Source organism: Streptomyces sp. NPDC048361, assembly GCF_040651795.1.
Taxonomy (GTDB): Bacteria; Actinomycetota; Actinomycetes; order Streptomycetales; family Streptomycetaceae; genus Streptomyces.
In genome coordinates, this window is sequence record NZ_JBEZKW010000070.1 from 1 (window position 1) to 22,125 (window position 22,125).

The window sequence follows — 22,125 nt, forward strand, 5'->3', positions numbered from 1 at the left end:
GGCCCGCGTGGGGGGGCCCGGGGCGGGGCGCGGTGGAGCCCCCGCGGGGGGCGCGGGGGGTTTCCCCCGGGCGCCCCCCCCCCGGGGGGGGGGTCGGCGTTCGGCACCGCAGCACGGTTCGTGCTGCGGACCCTTCGTGGGCCGATGTCCCGCCGGAGGCTAGTCGCGGCGCAGGCTCGGCTTGAGGTCCTTGAAACGGGCGAGCATCCCGTTCACGAAGGCCGGCGAGTCGTCCGTGGAGAACTCCTTCGCCAGCTGGACGGCCTCGTCGATGACGACCGCGTCGGGCGTCTCGTCCTCCCAGACCAGCTCGTACGTGCCGAGTCGCAGGATGTTCCGGTCGACGACCGGCATGCGGTCGAGCGTCCAGTCCACCGCGTACGTGGAGATGAGGTCGTCGATGCGGTCCACGTAGTCCGCGTACCCCTCGACGAGCTGCATCGTGTACTCGGCGACCGGCGGCTGACGGTCGTCGGACCGCGAGTGCCGCACCCAGTCCGCGAGGACCGTCCGCACGGACTCGCCGCGCTGGTCGGCCTCGAAGAGGATCTGGAAGGCGCGCTTGCGGGCCTTGTTCCGGGCAGCCACGGTTAGCTGTTCACCCGGCCGAGGTAGTCGCCGGTGCGGGTGTCGACCTTGATCTTCTCACCGGTGGTGATGAAGAGCGGGACACCGATCTCGTAACCGGTCTCCAGCCGCGCGGGCTTGGAGCCGCCGGTGGAGCGGTCGCCCTGGACGCCCGGGTCGGTGTGCTCGATGGTGAGCTCGACGGCGGCCGGCAGCTCGACGTAGAGCACCTCGCCCTCGTGCTGCGCGACCGAGGCGGTGAAGCCCTCGATCAGGAAGTTGGCGGCGTCGCCGACGGCCTTGCGGTCGACCATCAGCTGGTCGTAGGTGCTCATGTCCATGAAGACGAAGTACTCGCCGTCCATGTACGAGAACTGCATGTCGCGGCGGTCAATGGTGGCCGTCTCGACCTTCACACCGGCGTTGAAGGTCTTGTCGACCACCTTGCCGGAGAGCACGTTCTTGAGCTTGGTGCGCACGAAGGCCGGGCCCTTGCCGGGCTTGACGTGCTGGAACTCGACGACGGACCAGAGCTGGCCTCCGTCGAGCTTGAGCACCAGGCCGTTCTTGAGGTCGTTCGTGGAAGCCACGGTTGCGGAATCTCCTGGACTGAAAGCTGGTGGACGACCGAGGGTACGCACCGGGGGCGCGTACGCGTGCTAGAGCGCTAGCAGCTCCTTGGTCGTGATGGTGAGTAGCTCGGGGCCGCCGTCCGCCTCTGGGCGTACGACGAGCGTGTCATCGATCCGGACTCCGCCCCGGCCCGGGAGGTGGACCCCCGGTTCGACGGTGACCGGCACGCAAGTGTCCAGTTTACCCATGGCTCCAGGTGCGAGCTGCGGCTCCTCGTCGATTTCGATCCCGACCCCGTGTCCGGTGAGCGGCCCGAAGGCCTCGGCATGGCCCGCGGCGTCCAGTACCTGACGGGTCGCCCGGTCCACCGCGCGGTACTCGGTGCCCGGTACGAGGGCTTCCCGGCCGGCCCGCTGGGCTGCGAAAACGGCGTCGTACAGCTCGATCTGCCAGTCTGCGGGGGTCGTGCCGATCACGAAGGTACGGCCGATCTCGCACCGGTATCCGCGGTAGGTGGCGCCCAGGCAGACCGAGAGGAAGTCGCCCTCCTCGACCCTGCGGTCGGCCGGACGGTGGCCTGCCCGGCCGGAGTTGGGGCCGGTGCCGACCGAGGTCATGAAGGCGGGCCCGTCGGCGCCGTGGTCGACGAGACGCCGCTCCAGTTCGAGGGCGAGGTGGCGCTCGGTGCGGCCGACCAGGATCGACTCCAGGAGCTCGCCCAGGGCCTGGTCGGCGATCTCCGCGGCGATCCGCAGACAGGCGATCTCCTCCTCGTCCTTGACCAGGCGGCGCTGTTCGACGGCGCCCCCGAGATCGCCGAGGAGCAGCCGGGGCGCCACCGAGCCGAGCGCGCGGTGGCGGGCCACGGAGAGGTGGTGTTCCTCCACGGCGAGCGAGTCGGCGCCGCTCGCCTGGGCGAGGTCGGCGGCGGCCACGGCCGGGTCGGCGCCGGGCGCGGGCAGCACGGTGAGCCGGAGCTGCTCGTCGAGGTGGCCCTCGATGAGGTCGCCGGACGGCGTGCGCGGGCACAGCAGGACGTCCTCGGCCGGCCCGAGCAGCAGCACCGCGCCGGGCGGGGCGCCGCCGGCGAGGTAGCGGACATTGGCCGGGCGCGAGACCAGGGCGGCCGCGCTGCCTGCGGCCGCGCAGCGGTCCCGCAGCCAGGCGCGGCGCACCGCGAACACCTCTGACATGGTTCGAGCGTATGAGCGGCGGCGGATTTCGGCCGTTTCTACGCGTCCGACCGGGGGCCGCCCCGGTAGTCGGTCCGCTCTTGTCCTCAAATGCCGGACGGGCTCGGGGTGCCGCCCCTGGTTCGTCGACCGCGGACCGTCCGGGGCCGGTCGCGCAGTTCCCCGCGCCCCTGGCGGGACCCGCGCCACCGGGGCCGGTCGTTGGCAGGCGTCCCGGGATGTGGCCCGTCCCCGGGTCGGATCGGGCGGGGCTACCAGTTCGGGGGGCTCGCGAGGGTTCGGGCCAGGACGTCGTCCAGAAGGCGGGCCGTGGTGGGGACGTCGTACTGGGAGTTGTCGATGATCGGCAGACCCGAGCCGTACCAGCCGGCCATACGGCCGTGGATGCCCGCGACCTCCTCGTCCGACAGCCGCCGGTTCCCGCTGCGCTCCGCGTTGCGCTCCAGGACCACGTCGAGGCCGGGCAGGAGCACGACGGGCAGCAGCCCGGGGCCCACATGGCGCTTCCAGCCGCCCAGGCCCACGACCGGCCGGTCGGGGAAGACCGCGTCGTCGAGGATGCAGGAGATCCCGTTGGCCAGGAAGTTGCGCGCGGCGAAGCCGCAGGTGCGGCGGGCCAGGCGGTACTGGGCCTCGGAGTGGTCGTTCCACCCCGACTGGGGGTCGGCGAACCCCGAGCACACCCATTCGCGTACGTCGTCGAGGCTGATGTGGGCGGTCGGTACCCGGCGGTGCTGCGCCCAGTAGCGGGCCACGGTCGTCTTGCCCGCTCCGGCGGGGCCTATGAGCAGCACGGCGAGCGTGGTGGCGCCGGTGCCCTCGGGCGCCTGCGGCATCGGGACGGGCCCGCCGGGCGGCAGCGCGACGTGCCCGGTGGTGTCGCGGGAGGGCGGCCGAGCCGAGGCGTGCTGCGGCGCGGGCCCGTGCCAGCCCTGGCCGGGCGGCTGCTGGGTGGCGGGGTGGTGCGCGCCCTGGCCCTGCGGCGTCGGCGGGTGGGCCGGGAGCTGGGCCGGACCGGCCCCGGGCGGGGGTCCCGGCTGATACGGCGGGGTGCCCGGCGCGGGCGGGCCCGCCGGTGGCGCGTTGGGCCTCAGCCGGGCCGTGCCCTCCGGCTCGATCCCCTGGGCCCAGTCGTGCGGGGGCTGCCCCGGGGCGTGGGGCGGCGGCGGTGGAGCCCCCCCTGCGTGCTGCATCCGGTGCCACTCCGTCTCGTACAGGCAACTGGCGCTGGTCGGGCGCCTGTCGGTGTGCGGCGGCCCGGTGCAGAACCGTACCTCCCCCGGCCGTCACAGTGTGAACGGCCGGGGGCGGACAGACGTGCCCGTCAGCCGAGTTGGTCGGCCAGTTCCTCGGCGAGCGCGCGCAGCGCCAGACGGTAGGAGCCGATGCCGAAGCCCGCGACGGTGCCGGTGGCGACGGGGGCGATCACCGAGGTGTGGCGGAATTCCTCACGGGCGTACGGGTTCGAGATGTGCACCTCGATGAGGGGTGCGGTGCGCTGGGCGGCCGCGTCGCGCATTCCGTACGAATAGTGGGTGAAGGCGCCCGGGTTGATGACGACCGGAATGCGACCGTCCGCGGCCTCGTGGAGCCAGCGGATGAGCTCGCCCTCGTCGTTGGTCTCGCGGACGGAGACCTCGAAGCCGAGCTCCTTGCCGAGCGACTCGCAGACCTCGACGAGACCGGCGTATGTGGTGGCGCCGTACACGTCGGGCTCGCGGGAGCCCAGCCGGCCCAGGTTGGGGCCGTTGAGGACGAACACCGGCCGGGTCATGCGGAGACCTCGCCGTACGCGGCGAGCAGCACGGACGGGTCGGGGCCCTCCAGGACGGTCGGCTTGGCGAGGCCGTCCAGGACGATGAAGCGGAGCAGGTTGCCGCGGGACTTCTTGTCCAGCTTCATGTTCTCCAGGAGCTTGGGCCACTGGTCGCCGCGGTAGGTCAGCGGAAGACCGACGGACTCCAGGATCGCGCTGTGCCGGTCGGCCGTCGCATCGTCCAACCGCCCGGCCAGCCGGCCGAGTTCGGCGGCGAAGACCATGCCGACGGAGACGGCCGCGCCGTGCCGCCACTTGTAGCGCTCGTTCTTCTCGATGGCGTGCGCCAGGGTGTGGCCGTAGTTGAGGATCTCGCGCAGACCCGATTCCTTCAGGTCGTTGGAGACCACCTCGGCCTTGACCCGGATGGAGCGCTCGATGAGTTCGGCGGTGTGCGGGCCCTCGGGGGTGCGGGCGCCGGCCGGGTCGGACTCGATGAGGTCGAGGATGGCCGGGTCGGCGATGAAGCCGGTCTTGATGACCTCGGCCATGCCCGACACGTAGTCGTTGACGGGCAGCGAGTCGAGCGCGGCCAGGTCGCACAGGACGCCGACGGGCGGGTGGAAGGAGCCCACCAGGTTCTTGCCCTCGGCGGTGTTGATCCCGGTCTTGCCGCCGACGGCCGCGTCGACCATGCCCAGCACGGTGGTCGGCACGGAGATCCAGCGCACCCCGCGCAGCCAGGTGGCCGCGACGAAGCCCGCGAGGTCGGTGGTGGCGCCGCCGCCGACACCGATGACGAGGTCGGTGCGGGTGAAGCCGGACTGGCCGAGCGCCTTCCAGCAGTAGGCGGCGACCTCGGCGGTCTTGGCCTCCTCCGCGTTGGGCACCTGGATGGCGATGACGTCGTAGCCCTGCCCGGTGAGGTCCTCGCGGATCGTGTCACCGGTGCCGGCCAGGGCCTCGGGGTGGATGATCGCGACCCGCTGGGCCCGTTCGCCGATGAGGCCGGCCAGTTCGCCCAGCAGGTTGCGGCCGACGAGCACTTCGTACGGGTCAGTCCCGGCGGTGCCGCCGACCTGGATCCGGGTGGGTGCCTGCTCCGTCATGCGTCCTTCAACTCCAGTGCGTCGAGGACCGCCTGTGCGACCTCTTCGGGGGTGCGCTCGTCGGTCGCGACGACCGCACGGGCGACTTCGGTGTACAGATGGCGCCGCGCGTCCATCAGCTCGCGCCACTGCCGGCGCGGGTTGACGGCGAGCAACGGCCGGGCGGTGTTCAGACCGACGCGCTTGACCGCCTCTTCGACGTCCATCGAGAGGTAGACGACGGGGTGCGGCGCGAGCAGCGCGCGGCTGTTCTCGTCGAGGATCGCGCCGCCGCCGAGCGAGAGCACGCCGGTGTGCCCGGCGAGCGCGGCGCGCACCGCGTCCCGTTCCAGGGCGCGGAAGTGCGGCTCGCCGTCCTCGATGAAGATGTCCGCGATCGCGCGGCCCTCGGCGGCCACGATGTCGGCGTCGGTGTCCCGGTAGGGCACGCCGAGCCGTTCGGCGAGCAGCGCGCCCACGGTGGACTTGCCCGATCCCATCGGACCGACGAGAACGACCAGGGGTCCGGTGGTGCTCACCGGATCTGCAGGTTGTCGAGGTACGACTGGACGTTGCGCCGCGTCTCGGGCACGCTGTCGCCGCCGAACTTCTCGGCGACGGCGTCCGCGAGGACGAGCGCGACCATGGCCTCGGCGACGATGCCGGCGGCCGGCACGGCGCACACGTCGGAGCGCTGGTGGTGGGCCTTGGCGGCCTCGCCGGTGGCGACGTCGATGGTGGCGAGCGCGCGCGGCACGGTCGCAATGGGCTTCATCGCGGCGCGGACCCGCAGCAGTTCGCCGGTGGTCAGGCCGCCCTCGGTGCCGCCGGAGCGGCCTGAGGTGCGCTTGACGCCCTCGGCGGTGTTGACGATCTCGTCGTGCGCCTTCGAGCCGGGCACCCGGGCCAGGCCGAAGCCGTCGCCGACCTCGACGCCCTTGATCGCCTGGATGCCCATGAGGGCGGCGGCGAGCCGCGCGTCGAGACGGCGGTCCCAGTGGACGTGCGAGCCGAGGCCGACGGGTACGCCGTAGGCGAGGACCTCGACGACGCCGCCGAGGGTGTCGCCGTCCTTGTGGGCCTGGTCGATCTCGGCCACCATCGCCTTCGACGCGTCCGCGTCGAGGCAGCGCACCGGGTCGGCGTCCAGCTTCTCGACGTCGGCCGGGGTCGGCAGCACCCCGTAGGGGGCCTTGGCCGCGGCCAGCTCCACCACGTGGGAGACGATCTCGATGCCGGCCGTCTCCTTGAGGTAGGAGCGGGCCACCGCGCCGAGCGCGACACGGGCCGCGGTCTCGCGGGCGCTGGCGCGCTCCAGGATCGGGCGGGCCTCCTCGAAGCCGTACTTCTGCATGCCGGCGAGGTCGGCGTGGCCGGGCCTGGGGCGGGTCAGCGGGGCGTTGCGGGCAAGCTCCGCCAGGATCTCCGGGTCGACCGGGTCCGCGGACATGACCTGTTCCCACTTGGGCCACTCGGTGTTGCCCACCATGACCGCGATCGGCGAGCCCATGGACAGGCCGTGCCGTACGCCGCCGAGGAAGGTCACCTCGTCACGTTCGAACTTCATCCGGGCGCCGCGTCCATAACCGAGCCGCCGCCGGGCCAGGTGGTCGGCGACCATCTCCGTGGTGATCGGCACGCCGGCGGGAAGACCCTCCAGCGTCGCGACAAGTGCGGGTCCGTGGGATTCCCCAGCGGTCAGCCAGCGCAACCTGCTCAACGGTGCTCCTCGATGCTCGCGCGTCCTGGTACTACGGCGGAGTTACCGGGGTGCGCGGCCCTGGCCCGCCTCCCCCTGATCCTCCCACGTCCCGGAAGGTGGCCCGGGCCCCGGTCCAGCAGGCGGACTGCGGCGGATGCGGGCGCGGCGCGTTCGGGCCGGTCGGGACGGGGAGGCTCAGCGGTGGGCCAGGGCCGCTTCGCCGGCCTTGCGCATGGCCTCCAGCGGGGCAGCGGCGCAGCCCGTCATCTGCTCGACCTGGAGCACGGCCTGGTGTACGAGGAGGTCGAGGCCGCCGACGACGGCTCCCCCGCGCCCCGACCAGGCGGCCGCGAGCGCGGTGGGCCAGGGGTCGTACAGCACGTCGAAGAGGGTGCCCACCCGCTCGGGGACGGCCGGGGCCAGGGCGTCGGTGGTGCCGGCCGGGGTGGTGGCGATGACGAGCGGCGCCTCGAAGGCGTCGGCCGCACGCGACCAGTCGGCGGTGCGGACGTCGACTTCCAGCCGTTCGCCCCAGCCGCGCATCTCCGCGGCGCGCGCCTCGCTGCGGACGTACGCCGTGACCGGGCCGGTGCAGACCCGGGCGAGCGCGGCGAGCGCCGAGGACGCGGTGGCGCCGGCGCCGAGCACGGCGGCGGATTCGACGCGGGCCACCCCGCGCTCCCCCAGCGCCGCGATCATGCCCGGGATGTCGGTGTTGTCGCCGAGGCGGCGGCCGTCGTCCGTGAAGACGACGGTGTTGACCGCCTCGACCGAGGCAGCGGTGGAGCTCACCGCGTCCAGGAGCGGGATGATCGCGCGCTTCAGCGGCATCGTGAGCGAGAGCCCCGCCCACGACGCGTCGAGCCCCGCGACGAAGCCGGAGAGCCCGGCCTCGTCCACCTCGAAGCGGTCGTACGACCAGTGGTCCAGGCCGAGTTCGGCATACGCGGCCCGGTGCAGCACCGGGGAGAGCGAGTGCGCGATGGGCGACCCGAGGACGGCGGCACGCCGCGCGCCCGCACGGGCCGGCGCGCCCTCACTGGCCGGACTGGGCATTGAACTCTTCCTTCAGCTTGTTGAACTCGGCCAGCGTCTTGGCGAATTCGGTCTTGTGGACGCCGTCGGTGGCGACGAAGTACAGCCAGCCGTCCTTGGTCGGATCCAGCGCCGCCGCCATCGCCTCGCTGCCGGGGTTGCCGATGGGCCCGGGCGTCAGCCCCCGCCACTTGTACGTGTTGTACGGGTCCGGGTTGCTGTTGATCTCGGACAGGCCGATCTTGATGTTGCTCTGGTTGGTGAGGTAGTTGTACGCCGAGTCGAACTGGAGCTTCTGGTTGGTCTGGTAGTTGTCCGGCTTGAGGCGGTTGTAGACCACTTCGGCCATCTTGCGGAAGTCGTCGGAGTTCTTGCCCTCGGCCTGCACGAGGCTGGCGACGGTGACGAGCTGCCAGGGCCCGTCCAGCTTGAGCTTCTTGGCCTCGGCGGCCAGGTCCTGCTTGCCGTACTCGGAGGCGGCCCGGTTGACCATCTTCTTGAGCACGTCCTCGGGCTTCATGCCCTTGGCGACGGGGTAGCTCGCCGGGTAGAGGAATCCTTCCAGCGGGTCCTTGACGTTCTTGTGGCCCTTGGCCCAGTCCGGCAGACCCATGCTGTCGGCGTTCTTGAGCGCGACTTCCTTGGTCGTGCCGGCGGAGAGTCCGAGCCGCTTGTCGATCTCCCCATAGACCCAGGAGTTGCGTTTGCCTTCGGGAATGATGAGGGAGTTACGGCTGGCCGGGCTGAGCATGAGCTTGACCGCGTTCGCCGCCGACATGCCCTTCTTCATCGAGTAGGCGCCGGCCTGGATCGTCTTGCCCTTGGGGTCGTCGTTCTGGGCCTGGACGAACGCGTCGATGCTCTTGACGACACCGGCCTGCTTGAGGAGCTGGCCGATCTCGGAGCCGCCCGCGCCGGCCGGGATCTCGACGAGAACCGTCTCCCCGTTGCCCTCGCCCACGTAGTCGGGGGCCGCGCCGAACTTCTTCTCGTAGAAGTCGTAGCCCACGTAACCGATGCCGCCCGCGCCGATCGCGAAGATCACCGCGAGGACCAGACAGGCGCGGCCGCTCTTGCCCTTCTTCTTGGACTTGCTCCGCCGGTCGCGGCCACCGCCGCCGCCGTCGGCCCCGCGGGACTCCGCCGGGTCGTCGTCCTCGCGTTCGCTCTTGTCAACGCCGGTGAAGAACGGGTGGCTCTCCTCCTGCGGTTCGGCGTCCCATTCATGGCCCTGCTCGGGCACCTCGGGCACGACGGGAGCCCGGCGCTGGCCCGGCGGCTGCGGAGGTAGATACGCATCGGGCGTGCCATAGGGATCGTGGCCCTCGCCGGCGTAGCCGTTGTGGTACGGGTCCGGCTGCTGACCCGCGTACGGCATGGCGGCCTGCTCACCGGTGGCGTCCCAGCCGCCGCTGAACTGCTGGGGCTGCTGGTGGTGCTGGGGCTGAGCCGCGTACTGGTCCGGATACTGCTGCTGCGGGTAGCCCTGCTGAAGCTGCTCGGCGTAGCCCTGCTGGTACTGCTGCTGAGGCTGCGACTCGGCGTACTGAGGCTGCGATTCGGCGTACTGCTGCGGTGCCTGCGGGTCCGCGTACTGCTGCTGCCCGTACGGGTCCTGCGTGTGCTGCGGGTAGTACGGCTGCTGAGCCTGCTGCTGGTACTGCTCGTCCTGGCCGGCGTAGGGAGCCTGACCGGAGGCAGCCTGCTGCGCTCCCCACCCCTGGTCCCCGTAGAGGGGGTCCTCTGGGTGCCACGGTTCGGAGCCTTGGCCCCGGCCATACTCAGTCATCGGTCCCCTAGAGCCGCGAGGCATCCGGACGGTCCGCCTCTTTTGCTGTGCGGCGACTGTTCGAATGCCTCCGCATCGGCCGGAACGTTACCGTATCGCGATCAGATAACCACTTCGACGCCTTCGCCCGGAGCCGTGTCTGACACCCGTTCGGCCTCAAGCGCGTTCTGAAGGATGATCACTGCGGCTGCCTGGTCGATGACCGATCTGCCCTTTTTCGACTTCACTCCCGAGGCTCGCAGACCCTGGGTCGCCGTGACCGTGGTCATGCGTTCGTCGACGAGCCGGATCCCGATCGGGGCGATGCCGCGCGCCAACTCCTGGGCGAAGCGCCGGACTTTGGCCGCGGCCGGGCCCTCGCCACCGTTGAGCGAGCGGGGCAGTCCGACGATCACCTCGATCGGTTCGTACTCCTCGACCAGCTGCCGCAGCCGCCGGTGGGCGGCCGGGACGTCACGTCCCGGCACGGTCTCCACCGGCGTGGCGAGCACCCCGTCGGGGTCGCACGAGGCGACCCCGATCCGGGCGTCACCGACATCGATCGCAAGGCGACGTCCTCGGCGCATCAGGCGGTCTCCGCCACCTGGCGCTCGACGGCGTCGATCGCGTCGCCGATCGCATCCGGGTTCTGGCCGCCGCCCTGGGCGACGTCCGGCTTGCCGCCACCGCCGCCGCCGAGCGTCTTGGCCGCGGTGCGGACCAGCTCGCCGGCCTTGAGACCGCGCTCGCGGGCCGCTTCGTTGGTGGCGATGACGGTGACCGGGCGGCCGTTGTTCGTGGTGAACAGCGCGACGACGGCCGGACGGTCACTGGGGATACGGCCGCGCACATCGAGGACCAGCTTGCGCAGGTCGTCCGCGGAGGTGCCGTCCGGCACCTGGCCGGTGACGAGCGCGGTGCCGCGGATGTCCTTGGCGGAGTCCACGAGACCGGCCGCGGCCTGGAGCACCTTCTCGGCGCGGAACTTCTCGATCTCCTTCTCGGCGTCCTTCAACTTGCCGAGCATGGTGGAGATCTTCTCCGGCAGCTCCTCGGAACGGCCCTTGACCAGCTCCTGGAGCTGAGCGACGACCGTGTGCTCGCGCGCCAGGAAGTTGTACGCGTCGACGCCGACCAGAGCCTCGATGCGGCGCACGCCCGAGCCGATCGACGACTCGCCGAGCAGCTTCACCAGACCCAGCTGGGCGGTGTTGTGCACGTGGGTGCCGCCGCACAGCTCCTTGGAGAAGTCGCCGATGGTGACGACGCGGACCCGCTCGCCGTACTTCTCGCCGAACTCGGCGATGGCGCCCTGCTTCTTGGCCTCGTCGATCGACATGACCTCGGCCTGCACGTCGAGCTCGCGGGCGAGCACCTCGTTGATCTTCTGCTCGACGTCGGTGAGGACCGTGCCGGGAACGGCGGCGGGCGAACCGAAGTCGAAGCGGAAGCGACCCGGCGAGTTCTCGGAGCCGGCCTGGGCGGCCGTCGGGCCGAGCGCGTCGCGCAGCGCCTGGTGGGTGAGGTGGGTCGCGGAGTGGGCGCGGGCGATGGCGCGGCGGCGCTTGGTGTCGATGGCGGCGTACGCGGACGCGCCGACCGTCACCTCGCCGACCTGGACGACACCCTTGTGCACATGGACGCCGGGGACCGGCTTCTGCACGTCGCGGATCTCGATGACGGCGCCGCTGTCGAGCTTGATGCGGCCCTGGTCGGCGAGCTGGCCGCCGCCCTCTGCGTAGAACGGGCTGCGGTCGAGGACGACCTCGACCTCGTCGCCCTCGGTCGCGGCCGGCGAGGGCACGCCGTCGACGAGCAGGCCGACGATGGTCGACTCGTTCTCGGTGGAGGTGTAGCCGGTGAAGTCGGTGGCGCCGGAGACGTCGGCCACCTCGCGGTAGGCGGACAGGTCGGCGTGACCGGTCTTCTTGGCGCGGGCGTCGGCCTTGGCCTGGTCGCGCTGCTGCTTCATCAGACGGCGGAAGCCGTCCTCGTCCACGGAGAGGCCCTGCTCGGCGGCCATCTCCAGGGTGAGGTCGATGGGGAAGCCCCACGTGTCGTGGAGCAGGAACGCCTTGTCGCCGGCGAGGACCGTGCCACCGGTGGCCTTGGTCTCGGTGATCGCGGTGTCGAGGATGTTGGTGCCGCCGCGCAGCGCCTTGAGGAAGGCGGCCTCTTCGGCGAGGGCGACCGTCTCGATGCGCTTGCGGTCGGTGACGAGCTCCGGGTACTGCTGGCCCATCGTCTTGATCACGACGTCGATCAGGTCCTGGACGACCGGGCCGGTGGCGCCCATGAGACGCATGTTGCGGATGGCGCGGCGCATGATGCGGCGCAGCACATAGCCGCGGCCCTCGTTGCCGGGGGTGACACCGTCGCCGATGAGCATCACGGACGTACGGATGTGGTCGGCGACCACGCGCATCGACACGTCGGAGGTGTGCTGGTCGCCGTAGCGCACACCGGTCAGTTCGGTGGCCTTGTCCATGACGACGCGCAGGGTGTCGGTCTCGTACATGTTCTGCACGCCCTGCAGGATCATCGCGAGGCGTTCGAGACCCAGGCCGGTGTCGATGTTCTGGGAGGGCAGGTCGCCGAGGATCGGGAAGTCCTCCTTGCCCTCGCCTGCGCCGCGCTCGTACTGCATGAAGACCAGGTTCCAGATCTCCACGTAGCGCTCGTCGTTGACGATCGGGCCGCCCTCGGCGCCGAACTCGGGGCCGCGGTCGTAGTTGATCTCGGAGCAGGGCCCGCACGGTCCGGGCACGCCCATGGACCAGAAGTTGTCCTTCTTGCCCAGGCGCTGGATGCGCTCCTTCGGCACCCCGACGACCTCGTGCCAGATCCGCTCGGCCTCGTCGTCGTCGAGGTAGACGGTGATCCAGAGCTTCTCCGGCTCCAGGCCGTAGCCGCCGTCCGCCACGGAGCTGGTGAGCAGCTCCCAGGCGTACTTGATGGCGCCTTCCTTGAAGTAGTCGCCGAAGGAGAAGTTGCCGCACATCTGGAAGAACGTGCCGTGCCGGGTGGTCTTGCCGACCTCTTCGATGTCCGGCGTGCGCACGCACTTCTGCACGCTGGTGGCGCGCGGGGCGGGCGGCTTGGTCTCACCCAGGAAGTAGGGCTTGAAGGGGACCATGCCCGCGTTGACGAGCAGCAGAGTCGGGTCGTCCGCGATGAGCGACGCCGAAGGGACGACGGTGTGGCCGCGCTCCTCGAAGAAGCTCAGCCAGCGGCGGCGAATCTCGGCCGACTCCATCAGTGGTCCTCATTCCGGTTGTACGAATGCTTGGGGTTCTGCTCTTTGCTGTACTGCTGCTTGCGGTACCGCTCTTGGGCGGTCTCGATGGCGACGAGGCGGCGCTGCGCGGGCAGTTCGCGCACCTCGCCCTCGCCGATGCCCAGGACGTCGTTGAGTTCGGCCTCGCGCTGCGCCATGCCGGACTTGATGTCGAGGGCGAAGTCCTTGAGCCGGTGGCCGGTTTCGACCGCCTTGTCGGCGGCGCGCACGGCGAGGCTCTCGGGGGTCAGTTGATTCAGCTTGCGGTTGACCTTGGTGGTGGCCCAGACTCCGGCGGCAGCGCCCGCGGTGAACCAGAACGTACGGCGGAACATCGCAGCGTCAGCCCTTTCGCTTGGAGCGCCGCGCGGACGGCACGGTCCGCCCGACGATCACGGTGCGCCGGCTCGCGCGAGCCGGCTCGTCGGCGGGTGCGGCGCCCTTGCGTCCGAGCGCGCGGCGCACTCCGTAGCCGAAGGCGGCGACCTTCACCAGCGGGCCGCCGAAGGTGGAGGCGACGGTGGTGGAGAGCGCGGACGCGTTGGAGGTGACCTCCTGGACGTCCGAGGCGATGGCGTCGACCCGGGCCAGCTGGGTCTGGGCGGAGCGCACCGCGGTGGAGGCGTCCGCGAGCAGGGGGATCGCCTGGTCGGTCACGTCCGCGACCAGTCTGGTCGTCGCCTTCAGCGTCTGGGCCAGCCTCACGAGAACGACCGCCAGGAAGGACACCAGGATCGCCCAGAAGACGGCCACCAGGATCCCGGCCACCTCACCACCGGACACTTGCACCGCTCCCCGCAACCCGTCGGAACTCGAAACCCTTGAAAAACTCGAAAGATACAGCCCTCTGAGCCTATCGCGCCGGGGATCGCTTCCCGTACCGCATACCGGGCCGCCACAAGCGGAGTTGTGCAAGCCGATTGTACGCAGTGCATACCCTTGAGTACGCTGCGTGTTCCATGCGCTCCCATCTGCCCGCAGAGTTGAACCGCTTCGTCGGGCGAGACCGAGATCTGGCCCGGCTCGACCGGCTGCTCCGCGAGGCGCGCCTGGTCACCGTGACCGGGGTCGGCGGAGTCGGCAAGACGCGTCTCGCGCTGCGGGGCGCGGCCACCGCGGCCACGCAGGAACGGTACTGCGATGGCGTCCGGCTGGTGGAGCTGTCCTGCTTGAACGATCCGGGGCTGCTCGACCACGCGATCGTGGACGCCCTCGGCCTGACCGACCACACGGCGCGCGCCCCGCGCCGGCTGCTCCTCGACCATCTCGCGGAGCGTGAACTCCTGCTGGTCGTCGACGGGTTCGAGCAGTTGGTGGACGCCTGCGCGGAGCTCGTGCGGGAGCTGCTGAGGAGCTGCCCCGGTCTACGCGTGCTGGCCGCCGGGCGGCTGCCGCTGCGGATCGACGGCGAGCAGGTGTTCACGCTGACGCCGATGGACGACGCGGACGCGCTTGCGCTGTTCGCCGAGCGCGCGGCGGCGGCCCGGGCCGGCGAGCGGCCCGTCGGGGGGCAGGAGCCGGCGGCCGCCGAGCTGTGCCGCCGGCTCGACGGGATTCCGCTCGCGCTCGAACTGGCGGCGGGCCGGCTCGGCACGCTCTCGGTGGAGCAGCTCCTGCGCCGTCTCGACGACCGGTTCCGGCTGCTCACCGGCGGCGGGCGGGGTGCGCTCCCCCGTCATCAGACGCTGCGGACGACGATCGGCTGGAGCCATGAGCTGTGCACGGCGGCGCAGCGGCTGCTGTGGGCGCGGCTCTCGGTCTTCGCAGGCACCTTCGACCTGGAAGCGGTCGAGTACATCTGCGTGGGGTCCGGCCTGCCACAGGAGGAGGTGCTCGACGTCCTCGGCGAGCTGATCGACCAGTCGCTCGTGGTGCGCGAGGACGGCACGGGCGGTGTCCGCTACCGCCTGCTCGACACGGTCCGCGAGTACGGCGCCGAGTGGCTGGTGGAGACCGGGGACGCGGAGCGCCTGCACCGGCGCCATCGCGACTGGTATCTGGGGCTCGCCACGTGGTGTGAGCTGGACTGGTTCAGTCCGCGCCAGGCCGAGGTGGCGACGCGGGTGGAGGGCGAACTGCCCAATCTGCGCGCGGCGATGGAGTTCTCGCTGATCTCGCCCGAGGACGCGCACCTGGCCCAGTATCTGGCGGGCACGCTGTGGTTCTGCTGGGTCGGCTGCGGGCGGCTCGCGGAGGGACGGCACTGGCTTGCGCAGGTCCTGGACGCCGAGAGCGAGCACGACAGTTCGCGGCTGAAGGCACTGTGGGTGCTCGGCTATGTGGCGGTGCTCCAGGGCGACGCGGTGGCGGCGATCGCGGCGTTGCAGGAGTGCCGCGAGGAGGCCGAGCTGCGCGGCGACCGGGTGGCGGCGGCGTACGCCGTGCACCGCTCGGGGTGTCTGGCCCTGGTCACCGACGACATGCCGCGCGCCGAGGAGCTGCTGCGCGCCGCGCTCGCCGGGTACGAGGAGGTCGGCGAGCTCAACAGCAATGTGCTGATGGGCCAGGTCGAGATGGCGATGGCGGTGGGGTTCCGGGGCCGGCTCGACGAGGCCGTCGCGGTGTGCGAACAGGTCGTGGAGGTCTGCGACGACCACGGGGAGCGCTGGGCCCGCGCCTATGCGCGGTACGTCCTCGGATACGCGGCCTGGGTCGGCGGCGATCCGGCCGGGGCGCGCCGGCTGCTGCGGGAGACCCTCGCCGTCAGCCACGCCTTCCGTGACCTGGTGGGCACGGTGCTCACCCTGGAGATGCTGGCGCTGGTCGCCGTGGACACCGGGGATCCCGTCGAGGCGGCGGTGCTCCAGGGCGCGGCCGAGCGGATCTGGCCGTCGGTGGGCCTGCCCCTGTTCGGCTCGGCCTACTTCTACGCCGCGCACGTGCTGTGCGAAGAGCGTACGAGGGAGCGGCTCGGCGACGCGGTGTACGAGGAGCACCGGCGCCGGGGCGCCCGGATCGAGCGGGAGTCGGCGGTGACGCGGGCGCTGGGAGACGGCCAGGAGGCCGATGGGCCAAGGGAGTTGACGCCCCATCAGGAGCCGCCTCCGGAGCCCCGCCAGGAGGCGCAGCCGCACGAGCACGAGGGGGCCGGACACGCGGAAGCCCGCCGCCTCCCGCTCCGTGTGGAGCGGGGGGACGGCGGGCTGAAGCGCTGAGGCTCCGGTATTACGCCGTGATCAGCGGGCGTAGTACTCGACGACGAGCTGCTCGTCGCAGATGACCGGGATTTCCTTGCGGTTCGGGTCGCGGTCCAGGCGGAAGGCCAGGGCCTTCAGGTTCACCTGGAGGTAGCGCGGGGTCTCGCCCTCGCCGGCGTAGCCACCCTCACGGGCGACCTGGAAGGGGACCTTCTCGCGGCTGCGCTCGCGGACCGTCACGACGTCGTCGGGACGGACGCGGAACGACGGCTTGTCGACCTTGCCACCGTTGACCTGGATGTGACCGTGCACGACCATCTGGCGGGCCTGGTAGATGGTGCGGGCGATGCCCGAACGCAGGACCAGCGCGTCGAGGCGGCGCTCGAGCTCGACGACCAGCGCCTCGCCCGTCTTGCCTTCGGCCTTCTTGGCGCGGTCGTAGGCACGCGCCATCTGGCGCTCGCTGATGTCGTACTGGGCGCGCAGACGCTGCTTCTCGAGCAGACGGACCTTGTAGTCCGAGTTCTGCTTGCGGCCACGGCCGTGCTCGCCCGGCGGGTAGGGGCGGGCCTCGAAGTACTTGACCGCCTTCGGCGTCAGCGCGATGCCGAGCGCACGAGACTTCTTGACCTTGGGACGCGACTGGTTAGGCACGTTCTCCAAACCTCCATGGTTGGGTTAGGTTAGGCTCACCTTACTCAAGGAGATCGCATGTCGCGTCCGGGGAACACCAGTCACATCACGGACACCACGAAGAAGGGCGACCCTGCTCCCATGGGAGGGGTCGGCTCCACCAGCCCTCAGATGCAGCACGGGGCCGGTAACGTGACGGAGGTCCGATCAGATCGTGGTCAGCCGCGTCCCAGCGGACTTGAAATCGCACGGATGCCGTCAGCAGCCGAGCGCACACGAACTCTCGTACAGAGTACCTGCTCGGCGATGCTCCTCGTACCGGGCCTCTCGGCGGCCCGTCCGGACCAGCTCACGGCCGATGTCCGCGGTGTCGGTCCCGACGGTGACGTCTTCCTCGTCTTCCCCGCCGATTCCCCGGCCGTACGGGCCGCCACACACGCGCAGGACGACGATGTGCGGGCCGTTCTGGAGATCACGGATGTGGCTCCGGTCTCCGTCCCCCACCGTATCCGGGGCCGCGCCTGGGTCTCCGGCTGGCTGACCCTGGTGCCCGGCCGGGCGGGCCCCGGCCGGATGATGCTGCGCCTCGAAGTCGGCGATGCCTACGTGGACGATCTGTGGGGCGCCGACGCCGTGGACGCCGAGGAGTTCGCCGCGGCCGAGCCGGATCCGCTGGTACGGCACGAGACGGAGCTGCTCCAGCACCTCGCCTCCGCCCACGGCGAGCGGGTCGGGCTGTTGAGCGGACTCGTGGAGCGCGAGGACGTGGCGCGCGTCACGCCGCTGGCGCTGGACCGGTTCGGACTGCGGGTGCGTTTCGGCCGGAACGACGGCCACACCTTCGACGCGCGCTTCGACTTCCCCGAACCGGTGACCGACATCACGGCGCTGCGCCGCGCACTGCACCGGCTCTTCGAGGCCGCGGCGGGCTGAAGGACGGCCCGCCCGGTGGCGATTGGGGAGCGGGCTACTCTCCGGCCCGGCCCAGCCGCTCCCGTACCTTCTCCACCACGTCCGCGTACCGCGCCTCGGCTCCGTAGCGCGTCGGCTCGTAATAGCGGCGGTCCGCCACCGCGTCCGGGGCGTACTGCTGGGGTGCGATCGCGCCGGGCACGTCGTGCGGATACACATACCCCTGGGCGTGGCCCAGCTTGGCCGCGCCCTTGTAGTGGCCGTCGCGCAGATGGGGCGGGACGGGACCCGCGAGACCCTTGCGGACGTCCTCCATCGCGGCGGCGATCGCCGTCGTCGCGGAGTTGGACTTGGGGGCGAGGGCCAGCGCGATCGTGGCGTGGCTCAAGGTGAGCGCGGCCTCGGGGAAGCCGATGAGCGCCACCGCCTGGGCCGCGGCGACCGCCGTCGGCAGCGCGGTGGGGTCGGCGAGACCGATGTCCTCGCTCGCGGAGATGATCAGACGGCGCGCGATGAAGCGCGGGTCCTCGCCCGCTTCGATCATCCGGGCCAGATAGTGCAGCGCCGCGTCCACATCCGAGCCGCGGATCGACTTGATCAGCGCGCTCGCCACGTCATAGTGCTGGTCGCCGCCCTTGTCGTAGGTGACGGCTGCCCGGTCGACGGTCTCCTCGACCGTCTGGAGCGTGATCTCCTGCTCCGATTTGGCGAGCGCCGAACCGGCCGCCGCTTCCAGGGCGGTGAGCGCGCGGCGGGCGTCGCCGCCCGCGATGCGCAGCAGATGCGCCTCGGCGTCCGACGGCAGGGTGACCGCCGAGCCGAGGCCCCGCTCCTCGACGAGCGCCCGCTGGATCAGGGCCCGTAGGTCGTCATCAGTCAGCGGTTCGAGGGTGAGCAGCAGGGAGCGGGAGAGCAGGGGGGAGATCACCGAGAAGTACGGGTTCTCCGTGGTCGCCGCGATCAGCGTGACCCAGCGGTTCTCGACCGCCGGGAGCAGGGAGTCCTGCTGGGCCTTGGAGAAGCGGTGGATCTCGTCGAGGAAGAGGACGGTCTCCTTGCCGAAGCCACCGATGGCGCGGCGCGCGCCGTCGATGACCGCGCGGACCTCCTTGACCCCGGCGGTGATCGCCGAGAGCTCGACGAACCGCTTGTTGGTGGCCTTGGACACTACGTACGCGAGGGTGGTCTTGCCGGTGCCGGGCGGGCCCCAGAGGATCACCGAGGACGGTCCCGCCGGGCCCCCCGCGCCCTCCCCGACCAGGCGCCGCAGCGGCGAGCCCTGCTTCAGGAGGTGCTGCTGGCCGACCACCTCGTCCAGGACGCGCGGGCGCATCCGTACGGCCAGGGGGCTGCCCGCCGGGTCTTTCTCCTGGCGGTCCTCTGCGGCTGCGGTGAAGAGATCGGGTTCCACGTCCACGAGCCTAGGGCACGCCACTGACAACGCCGCCGGCCTGCGGCGACGTCCCTCGACCGGCCCGGGACGACGCCGGTCAGCTGGTCCAGAAGTCCCACCAGCGGGTCAGGATCAGCATGCCGATGATGCCGATGTGCAGGACCGGGAGCACCCAGGTGAACTCGGACAGGAAGTTCTTCGCCCAGCGCGGCGCGGGCAGGAAGCCCCTGCGGAGATTGAACGACGTCACGTACCAGAACATGACGATGGTGGCGACCCACGCCAGGCAGCACCACAGGCAGAGCGAGTTGATCCGGTACAGCGACTCGAACTGGAGCCAGCTGACGAATCCCACGCCGAACAGCGTGCCCGCGTTGAAGGTCAGCCAGTACCAGCGGCGGAAGCGGCCGCCCGCCAGGATGCTCATACCGACGCAGACGACGATGCCGTAGGCGACCAGACCCAGCATCGGGTTCGGGAAGCCGAAGGCCGACGCCTGGTCGCTCTTCATGATGTTGCCGCAGGAGACGACCGGGTTGAGGCTGCACCCCGGCACGAAGTTAGGATTTTCCAGCAGCTTGAACTTGTCGAGCGTGATGACCCAGGCGGCCAGCACACCGGCGGCGCCGGTGATCACGAGCAGCCAGGCGAACGCACGGCTGCCGCCGATCGCCCCCGCGCTGCTCACCTCCCGGTGGCCGGATTCGGAGGAGACGTCGTCAAGTGTTGTGGTCATAGCGCCGGTCCGTCATCCCGTCATCGTGGTTGTCCTGTGCTGCCGCCGCATCATTCTGCCGCACGGGCCGCACTGTCCACCGTTCGATGGACATAAGGACGTCCGCACGAGGGTCCCCGACGCGCGGACTCCGCGAAAGGCTCTTTGCCATGCTGGGACTGGCGGTTGACGTACGTCGGCCCGCCGGGCGCTCGTCATCGAGCGCCCGACGGGCCGAAGCTGCCGTCGATGTCGGCCTCTCAGGCCAGGCGCTCCCGGACCGCGGCCACGATCGTGTCCAGGGCCACCGGGGTCTGCTCGCCGGACTCCATGTCCTTCAGCTGCACTACGCCCTCGGCGAGATCGCGTTCGCCGGCGACCAGGGTGAACCGGGCGCCACTGCGGTTCGCGTTCTTCATCGCGCCCTTCAGGCCCTTGCCGCCGAAGCTGAAGTCGGCCGAGATGCCCGCCCGGCGCAGCTCCGTCACCTTGGTGAAGAGCACGCGCCGCGCCTCCTCGCCAAGCGGCACCGCGAACACGCTGGTGGTGGAGGGGATGTCGAGGGTCACGCCCTCGGCCTCCAGGGCCAGGACCGTACGGTCCACGCCGAGCGCCCAGCCCACCGACGGCAGCGCGGGGCCGCCGATCATCTCGGAGAGACCGTCGTAGCGACCGCCGCCGCCCACCGCGGACTGCGAGCCGAGCCCGTCGTGGACGAACTCGAACGTCGTGCGCGTGTAGTAGTCCAGGCCGCGGACCAGCTTCTCGTCGTCCTCGAAGGCAACACCCTCCGCCGTGATCAGCGCGCGCACCTCCTCGTGGTACGCCTTGCACGCGTCGCACAGGTAGTCGCGCAGCACCGGGGCGCCGACCAGCTGCTTCTGCACGTCGGGCCGCTTGTCGTCGAGGACCCGCAGCGGGTTGATCTCGGCGCGGCGGATCGTGTCCGCGTCGAGGTCGAGGCCGCGCAGGAACGACTGGAGGGCCTCCCGGTAGACCGGGCGGCACTCCTTGTCGCCGAGCGAGTTGAGGAGGATGCGGAAGTTCTGGAGGCCGAGCGAGCGGTACGCGTCGTTCGCCAGGATGATCAGCTCGGCGTCGAGCGCCGGGTCCTCGGCGCCGATGGCCTCGGCACCGACCTGCGAGAAGTGCCTGTAGCGGCCCTTCTGCGGGCGCTCGTAGCGGTAGTAGGAGCCCGAGTACCAGAGCTTGACCGGAAGGTTGCCCGCCTTGTGCAGGTTGGCCTCCAGGGCCGCGCGCAGCACGGAGGCGGTGCCCTCGGGACGCAGCGCGAGCCTGTCGCCGCCCTTGGTCTCGAAGGCGTACATCTCCTTGGTGACGATGTCCGTGGACTCGCCGACACCGCGCGCGAACAGTTCGACGTTCTCGAACCCGGGGGTCTCGATGTAGCCGTAGCCGGAGTTCTTCAGCGGCGTGGCGATCGCCTCGCGTACGGCGAGGAAGGTCGCCGAGTCGGGCGGGAGCAGGTCGTAGGTGCCCTTGGGGGCCTGGAAGGTGCTCATGGGAAGGCTTCTCGTCACATTCCTCGTCGGGGAGAGGCGATGCCCTCTCCCTGGCCGGCGGCCACCTGCCGCAGATACGGGTTGGTGGCGCGCTCCTGGCCGATGGTCGTCTGGGAGCCGTGGCCGGACAGCACCACGGTCGAGTCGTCGAGCGGCAGGCACACGCGGCCCAGCGACTCGAGGAGCTCGGCGTGGCTGCCGCCGGGCAGGTCGGTGCGTCCGACGGAGCCGGCGAAGAGCAGGTCGCCCGAGAACAGGATCGGAGGGATGTCCTCCGCCTCGGGCAGCCCGAACGTCACCGACCCCTTGGTATGGCCGGGCGCGTGCGACACGGTGAGCTCCATGCCCGCGAGGGCCAGCCGGGCGCCGTCGGTGAGCTCCTTGACGTCGTCCGGTTCCCCGATCGTCAGGTCGCCCATGAGCTGGGCGCCGAAGGCACGGCCGAGGGCCTTCTCCGGGTCGCTCATCATGTAGCGGTCGTCGGGGTGGATCCAGGCGGGTACGTCGTGTGCTCCGCAGACCGGGACGACCGAGGCGCAGTGGTCGATGTGGCCGTGGGTGAGGACGACGGCGACGGGCTTGAGCCGATGCTTCTTCAGCGTTTCCTCGACGCCCTGGGTGGCCTGGTGGCCGGGGTCGATGATCACGCATTCCTCGCCTGCGGCGGGGGCGACCAGGTAGCAGTTGGTCCCCCAGGCTCCGGCGGGGAACCCGGCAATCAGCACGATCGTCCTCGATTTCTTGCGCGGCGGGTGACGCAGCGGGTGATTACGGCTGCTCAGAGCCTACCGGCGCTGCTCCGGTCACAGCGAACCCATATACGGTACGGGGCACAGTCAGCTCGTACGCACGT

21 protein-coding genes are annotated in these 22,125 nt (G+C 71.0%); 2 read left to right on the forward strand and 19 right to left on the reverse strand.

The annotated features are described in order from the left end of the window. Positions 1-159 precede the first annotated feature (159 nt). The 14 genes from nusB to AB0D31_RS29555 all read right to left on the reverse strand — a co-directional run bounded on the left by nusB (position 160) and on the right by AB0D31_RS29555 (position 13,742). On the reverse strand, positions 160-588 hold the full coding sequence (nusB, locus tag AB0D31_RS29490; protein WP_362728744.1) for a transcription antitermination factor NusB: 429 nt from the start codon (positions 586-588) through the stop codon (positions 160-162). Positions 589-590: 2 nt separating this feature from the next. Beyond that, positions 591-1,157 carry an elongation factor P gene (efp, locus tag AB0D31_RS29495; protein ID WP_328313957.1) on the reverse strand — a complete coding sequence of 189 codons (567 nt, stop codon included), beginning with the start codon at positions 1,155-1,157 and terminating at the stop codon, positions 591-593. Between the two features lie 69 nt (positions 1,158-1,226). Then, on the reverse strand, positions 1,227-2,333 hold the full coding sequence (locus tag AB0D31_RS29500) for a M24 family metallopeptidase (RefSeq protein ID WP_362728746.1): 1,107 nt from the start codon (positions 2,331-2,333) through the stop codon (positions 1,227-1,229). A gap of 251 nt (positions 2,334-2,584) precedes the next feature. Then, positions 2,585-3,526, reverse strand: coding sequence for a Pro-rich N-terminal domain-containing protein (locus AB0D31_RS29505; RefSeq protein ID WP_362728748.1), 942 nt, complete (start codon positions 3,524-3,526; stop codon positions 2,585-2,587). Positions 3,527-3,657: 131 nt separating this feature from the next. Beyond that, positions 3,658-4,107: a type II 3-dehydroquinate dehydratase gene (gene aroQ, locus AB0D31_RS29510; protein ID WP_362728749.1), complete on the reverse strand. Its 450-nt coding sequence runs from the start codon at positions 4,105-4,107 to the stop codon at positions 3,658-3,660. After that, positions 4,104-5,198, reverse strand: coding sequence for a 3-dehydroquinate synthase (gene aroB / locus AB0D31_RS29515; protein ID WP_362728751.1), 1,095 nt, complete (start codon positions 5,196-5,198; stop codon positions 4,104-4,106). The genes aroQ and aroB overlap by 4 nt, the downstream gene beginning before the upstream one ends. Next, positions 5,195-5,677, reverse strand: a complete 483-nt coding sequence (locus AB0D31_RS29520) for a shikimate kinase (RefSeq protein ID WP_362728793.1) — start codon at positions 5,675-5,677, stop codon at positions 5,195-5,197. The genes aroB and AB0D31_RS29520 overlap by 4 nt, the downstream gene beginning before the upstream one ends. Positions 5,678-5,712: 35 nt before the next feature. Further along, positions 5,713-6,897 (reverse strand): chorismate synthase, encoded by a 1,185-nt coding sequence (gene aroC / locus AB0D31_RS29525; protein ID WP_362728753.1) that lies wholly within the window; start codon positions 6,895-6,897, stop codon positions 5,713-5,715. Positions 6,898-7,074: 177 nt separating this feature from the next. Continuing rightward, complete coding sequence (locus tag AB0D31_RS29530; protein ID WP_362728755.1) at positions 7,075-7,935, reverse strand: shikimate dehydrogenase; 861 nt, start codon at positions 7,933-7,935, stop codon at positions 7,075-7,077. Continuing rightward, the gene (mltG, locus tag AB0D31_RS29535) at positions 7,916-9,703 is read right to left on the reverse strand and encodes an endolytic transglycosylase MltG (protein WP_362728757.1); all 1,788 of its coding nucleotides are present in this window, start codon (positions 9,701-9,703) and stop codon (positions 7,916-7,918) included. The genes AB0D31_RS29530 and mltG overlap by 20 nt, the downstream gene beginning before the upstream one ends. Before the next feature lie 101 nt (positions 9,704-9,804). Next, a complete protein-coding gene (ruvX, locus tag AB0D31_RS29540) occupies positions 9,805-10,269 on the reverse strand; it encodes a Holliday junction resolvase RuvX (protein WP_362728759.1) in 465 nt (154 codons plus the stop codon). After that, positions 10,269-12,938 carry an alanine--tRNA ligase gene (gene alaS, locus AB0D31_RS29545; protein WP_362728761.1) on the reverse strand — a complete coding sequence of 890 codons (2,670 nt, stop codon included), beginning with the start codon at positions 12,936-12,938 and terminating at the stop codon, positions 10,269-10,271. Before alaS ends, ruvX begins: the two co-directional genes overlap by 1 nt. Then, complete coding sequence (locus AB0D31_RS29550) at positions 12,938-13,294, reverse strand: DUF6167 family protein (protein WP_362728763.1); 357 nt, start codon at positions 13,292-13,294, stop codon at positions 12,938-12,940. The genes alaS and AB0D31_RS29550 overlap by 1 nt, the downstream gene beginning before the upstream one ends. A gap of 7 nt (positions 13,295-13,301) precedes the next feature. Continuing rightward, complete coding sequence (locus AB0D31_RS29555; protein ID WP_362728765.1) at positions 13,302-13,742, reverse strand: DUF948 domain-containing protein; 441 nt, start codon at positions 13,740-13,742, stop codon at positions 13,302-13,304. A gap of 176 nt (positions 13,743-13,918) precedes the next feature. On the opposite strand from AB0D31_RS29555, the gene AB0D31_RS29560 reads away from it, so the two are divergent. Beyond that, positions 13,919-16,114 carry an AAA family ATPase gene (locus AB0D31_RS29560; RefSeq protein WP_362728767.1) on the forward strand — a complete coding sequence of 732 codons (2,196 nt, stop codon included), beginning with the start codon at positions 13,919-13,921 and terminating at the stop codon, positions 16,112-16,114. 21 nt (positions 16,115-16,135) lie between these two features. Here the strand turns inward: AB0D31_RS29560 and rpsD are convergent, their stop codons facing one another. Continuing rightward, on the reverse strand, positions 16,136-16,750 hold the full coding sequence (rpsD, locus tag AB0D31_RS29565) for a 30S ribosomal protein S4 (protein WP_053723667.1): 615 nt from the start codon (positions 16,748-16,750) through the stop codon (positions 16,136-16,138). A 231-nt stretch (positions 16,751-16,981) separates the two neighbouring features. Between rpsD and AB0D31_RS29570 the strand changes: the two genes are divergently transcribed. Continuing rightward, complete coding sequence (locus AB0D31_RS29570) at positions 16,982-17,662, forward strand: DUF2470 domain-containing protein (protein ID WP_362728769.1); 681 nt, start codon at positions 16,982-16,984, stop codon at positions 17,660-17,662. A 34-nt stretch (positions 17,663-17,696) separates the two neighbouring features. Here AB0D31_RS29570 and AB0D31_RS29575 read toward each other — a convergent pair whose 3' ends face one another. From AB0D31_RS29575 to AB0D31_RS29590, 4 genes are all read right to left on the reverse strand, one after another. Beyond that, positions 17,697-19,052 (reverse strand): replication-associated recombination protein A, encoded by a 1,356-nt coding sequence (locus AB0D31_RS29575; RefSeq protein ID WP_328313944.1) that lies wholly within the window; start codon positions 19,050-19,052, stop codon positions 17,697-17,699. 79 nt (positions 19,053-19,131) lie between these two features. Next, positions 19,132-19,770: a vitamin K epoxide reductase family protein gene (locus AB0D31_RS29580; RefSeq protein ID WP_362728771.1), complete on the reverse strand. Its 639-nt coding sequence runs from the start codon at positions 19,768-19,770 to the stop codon at positions 19,132-19,134. A 239-nt stretch (positions 19,771-20,009) separates the two neighbouring features. Next, positions 20,010-21,272 carry a histidine--tRNA ligase gene (hisS, locus tag AB0D31_RS29585; protein ID WP_362728773.1) on the reverse strand — a complete coding sequence of 421 codons (1,263 nt, stop codon included), beginning with the start codon at positions 21,270-21,272 and terminating at the stop codon, positions 20,010-20,012. 14 nt (positions 21,273-21,286) lie between these two features. Then, positions 21,287-21,997, reverse strand: a complete 711-nt coding sequence (locus AB0D31_RS29590; protein ID WP_362728774.1) for an MBL fold metallo-hydrolase — start codon at positions 21,995-21,997, stop codon at positions 21,287-21,289. Between the last annotated feature and the right edge of the window lie 128 nt (positions 21,998-22,125).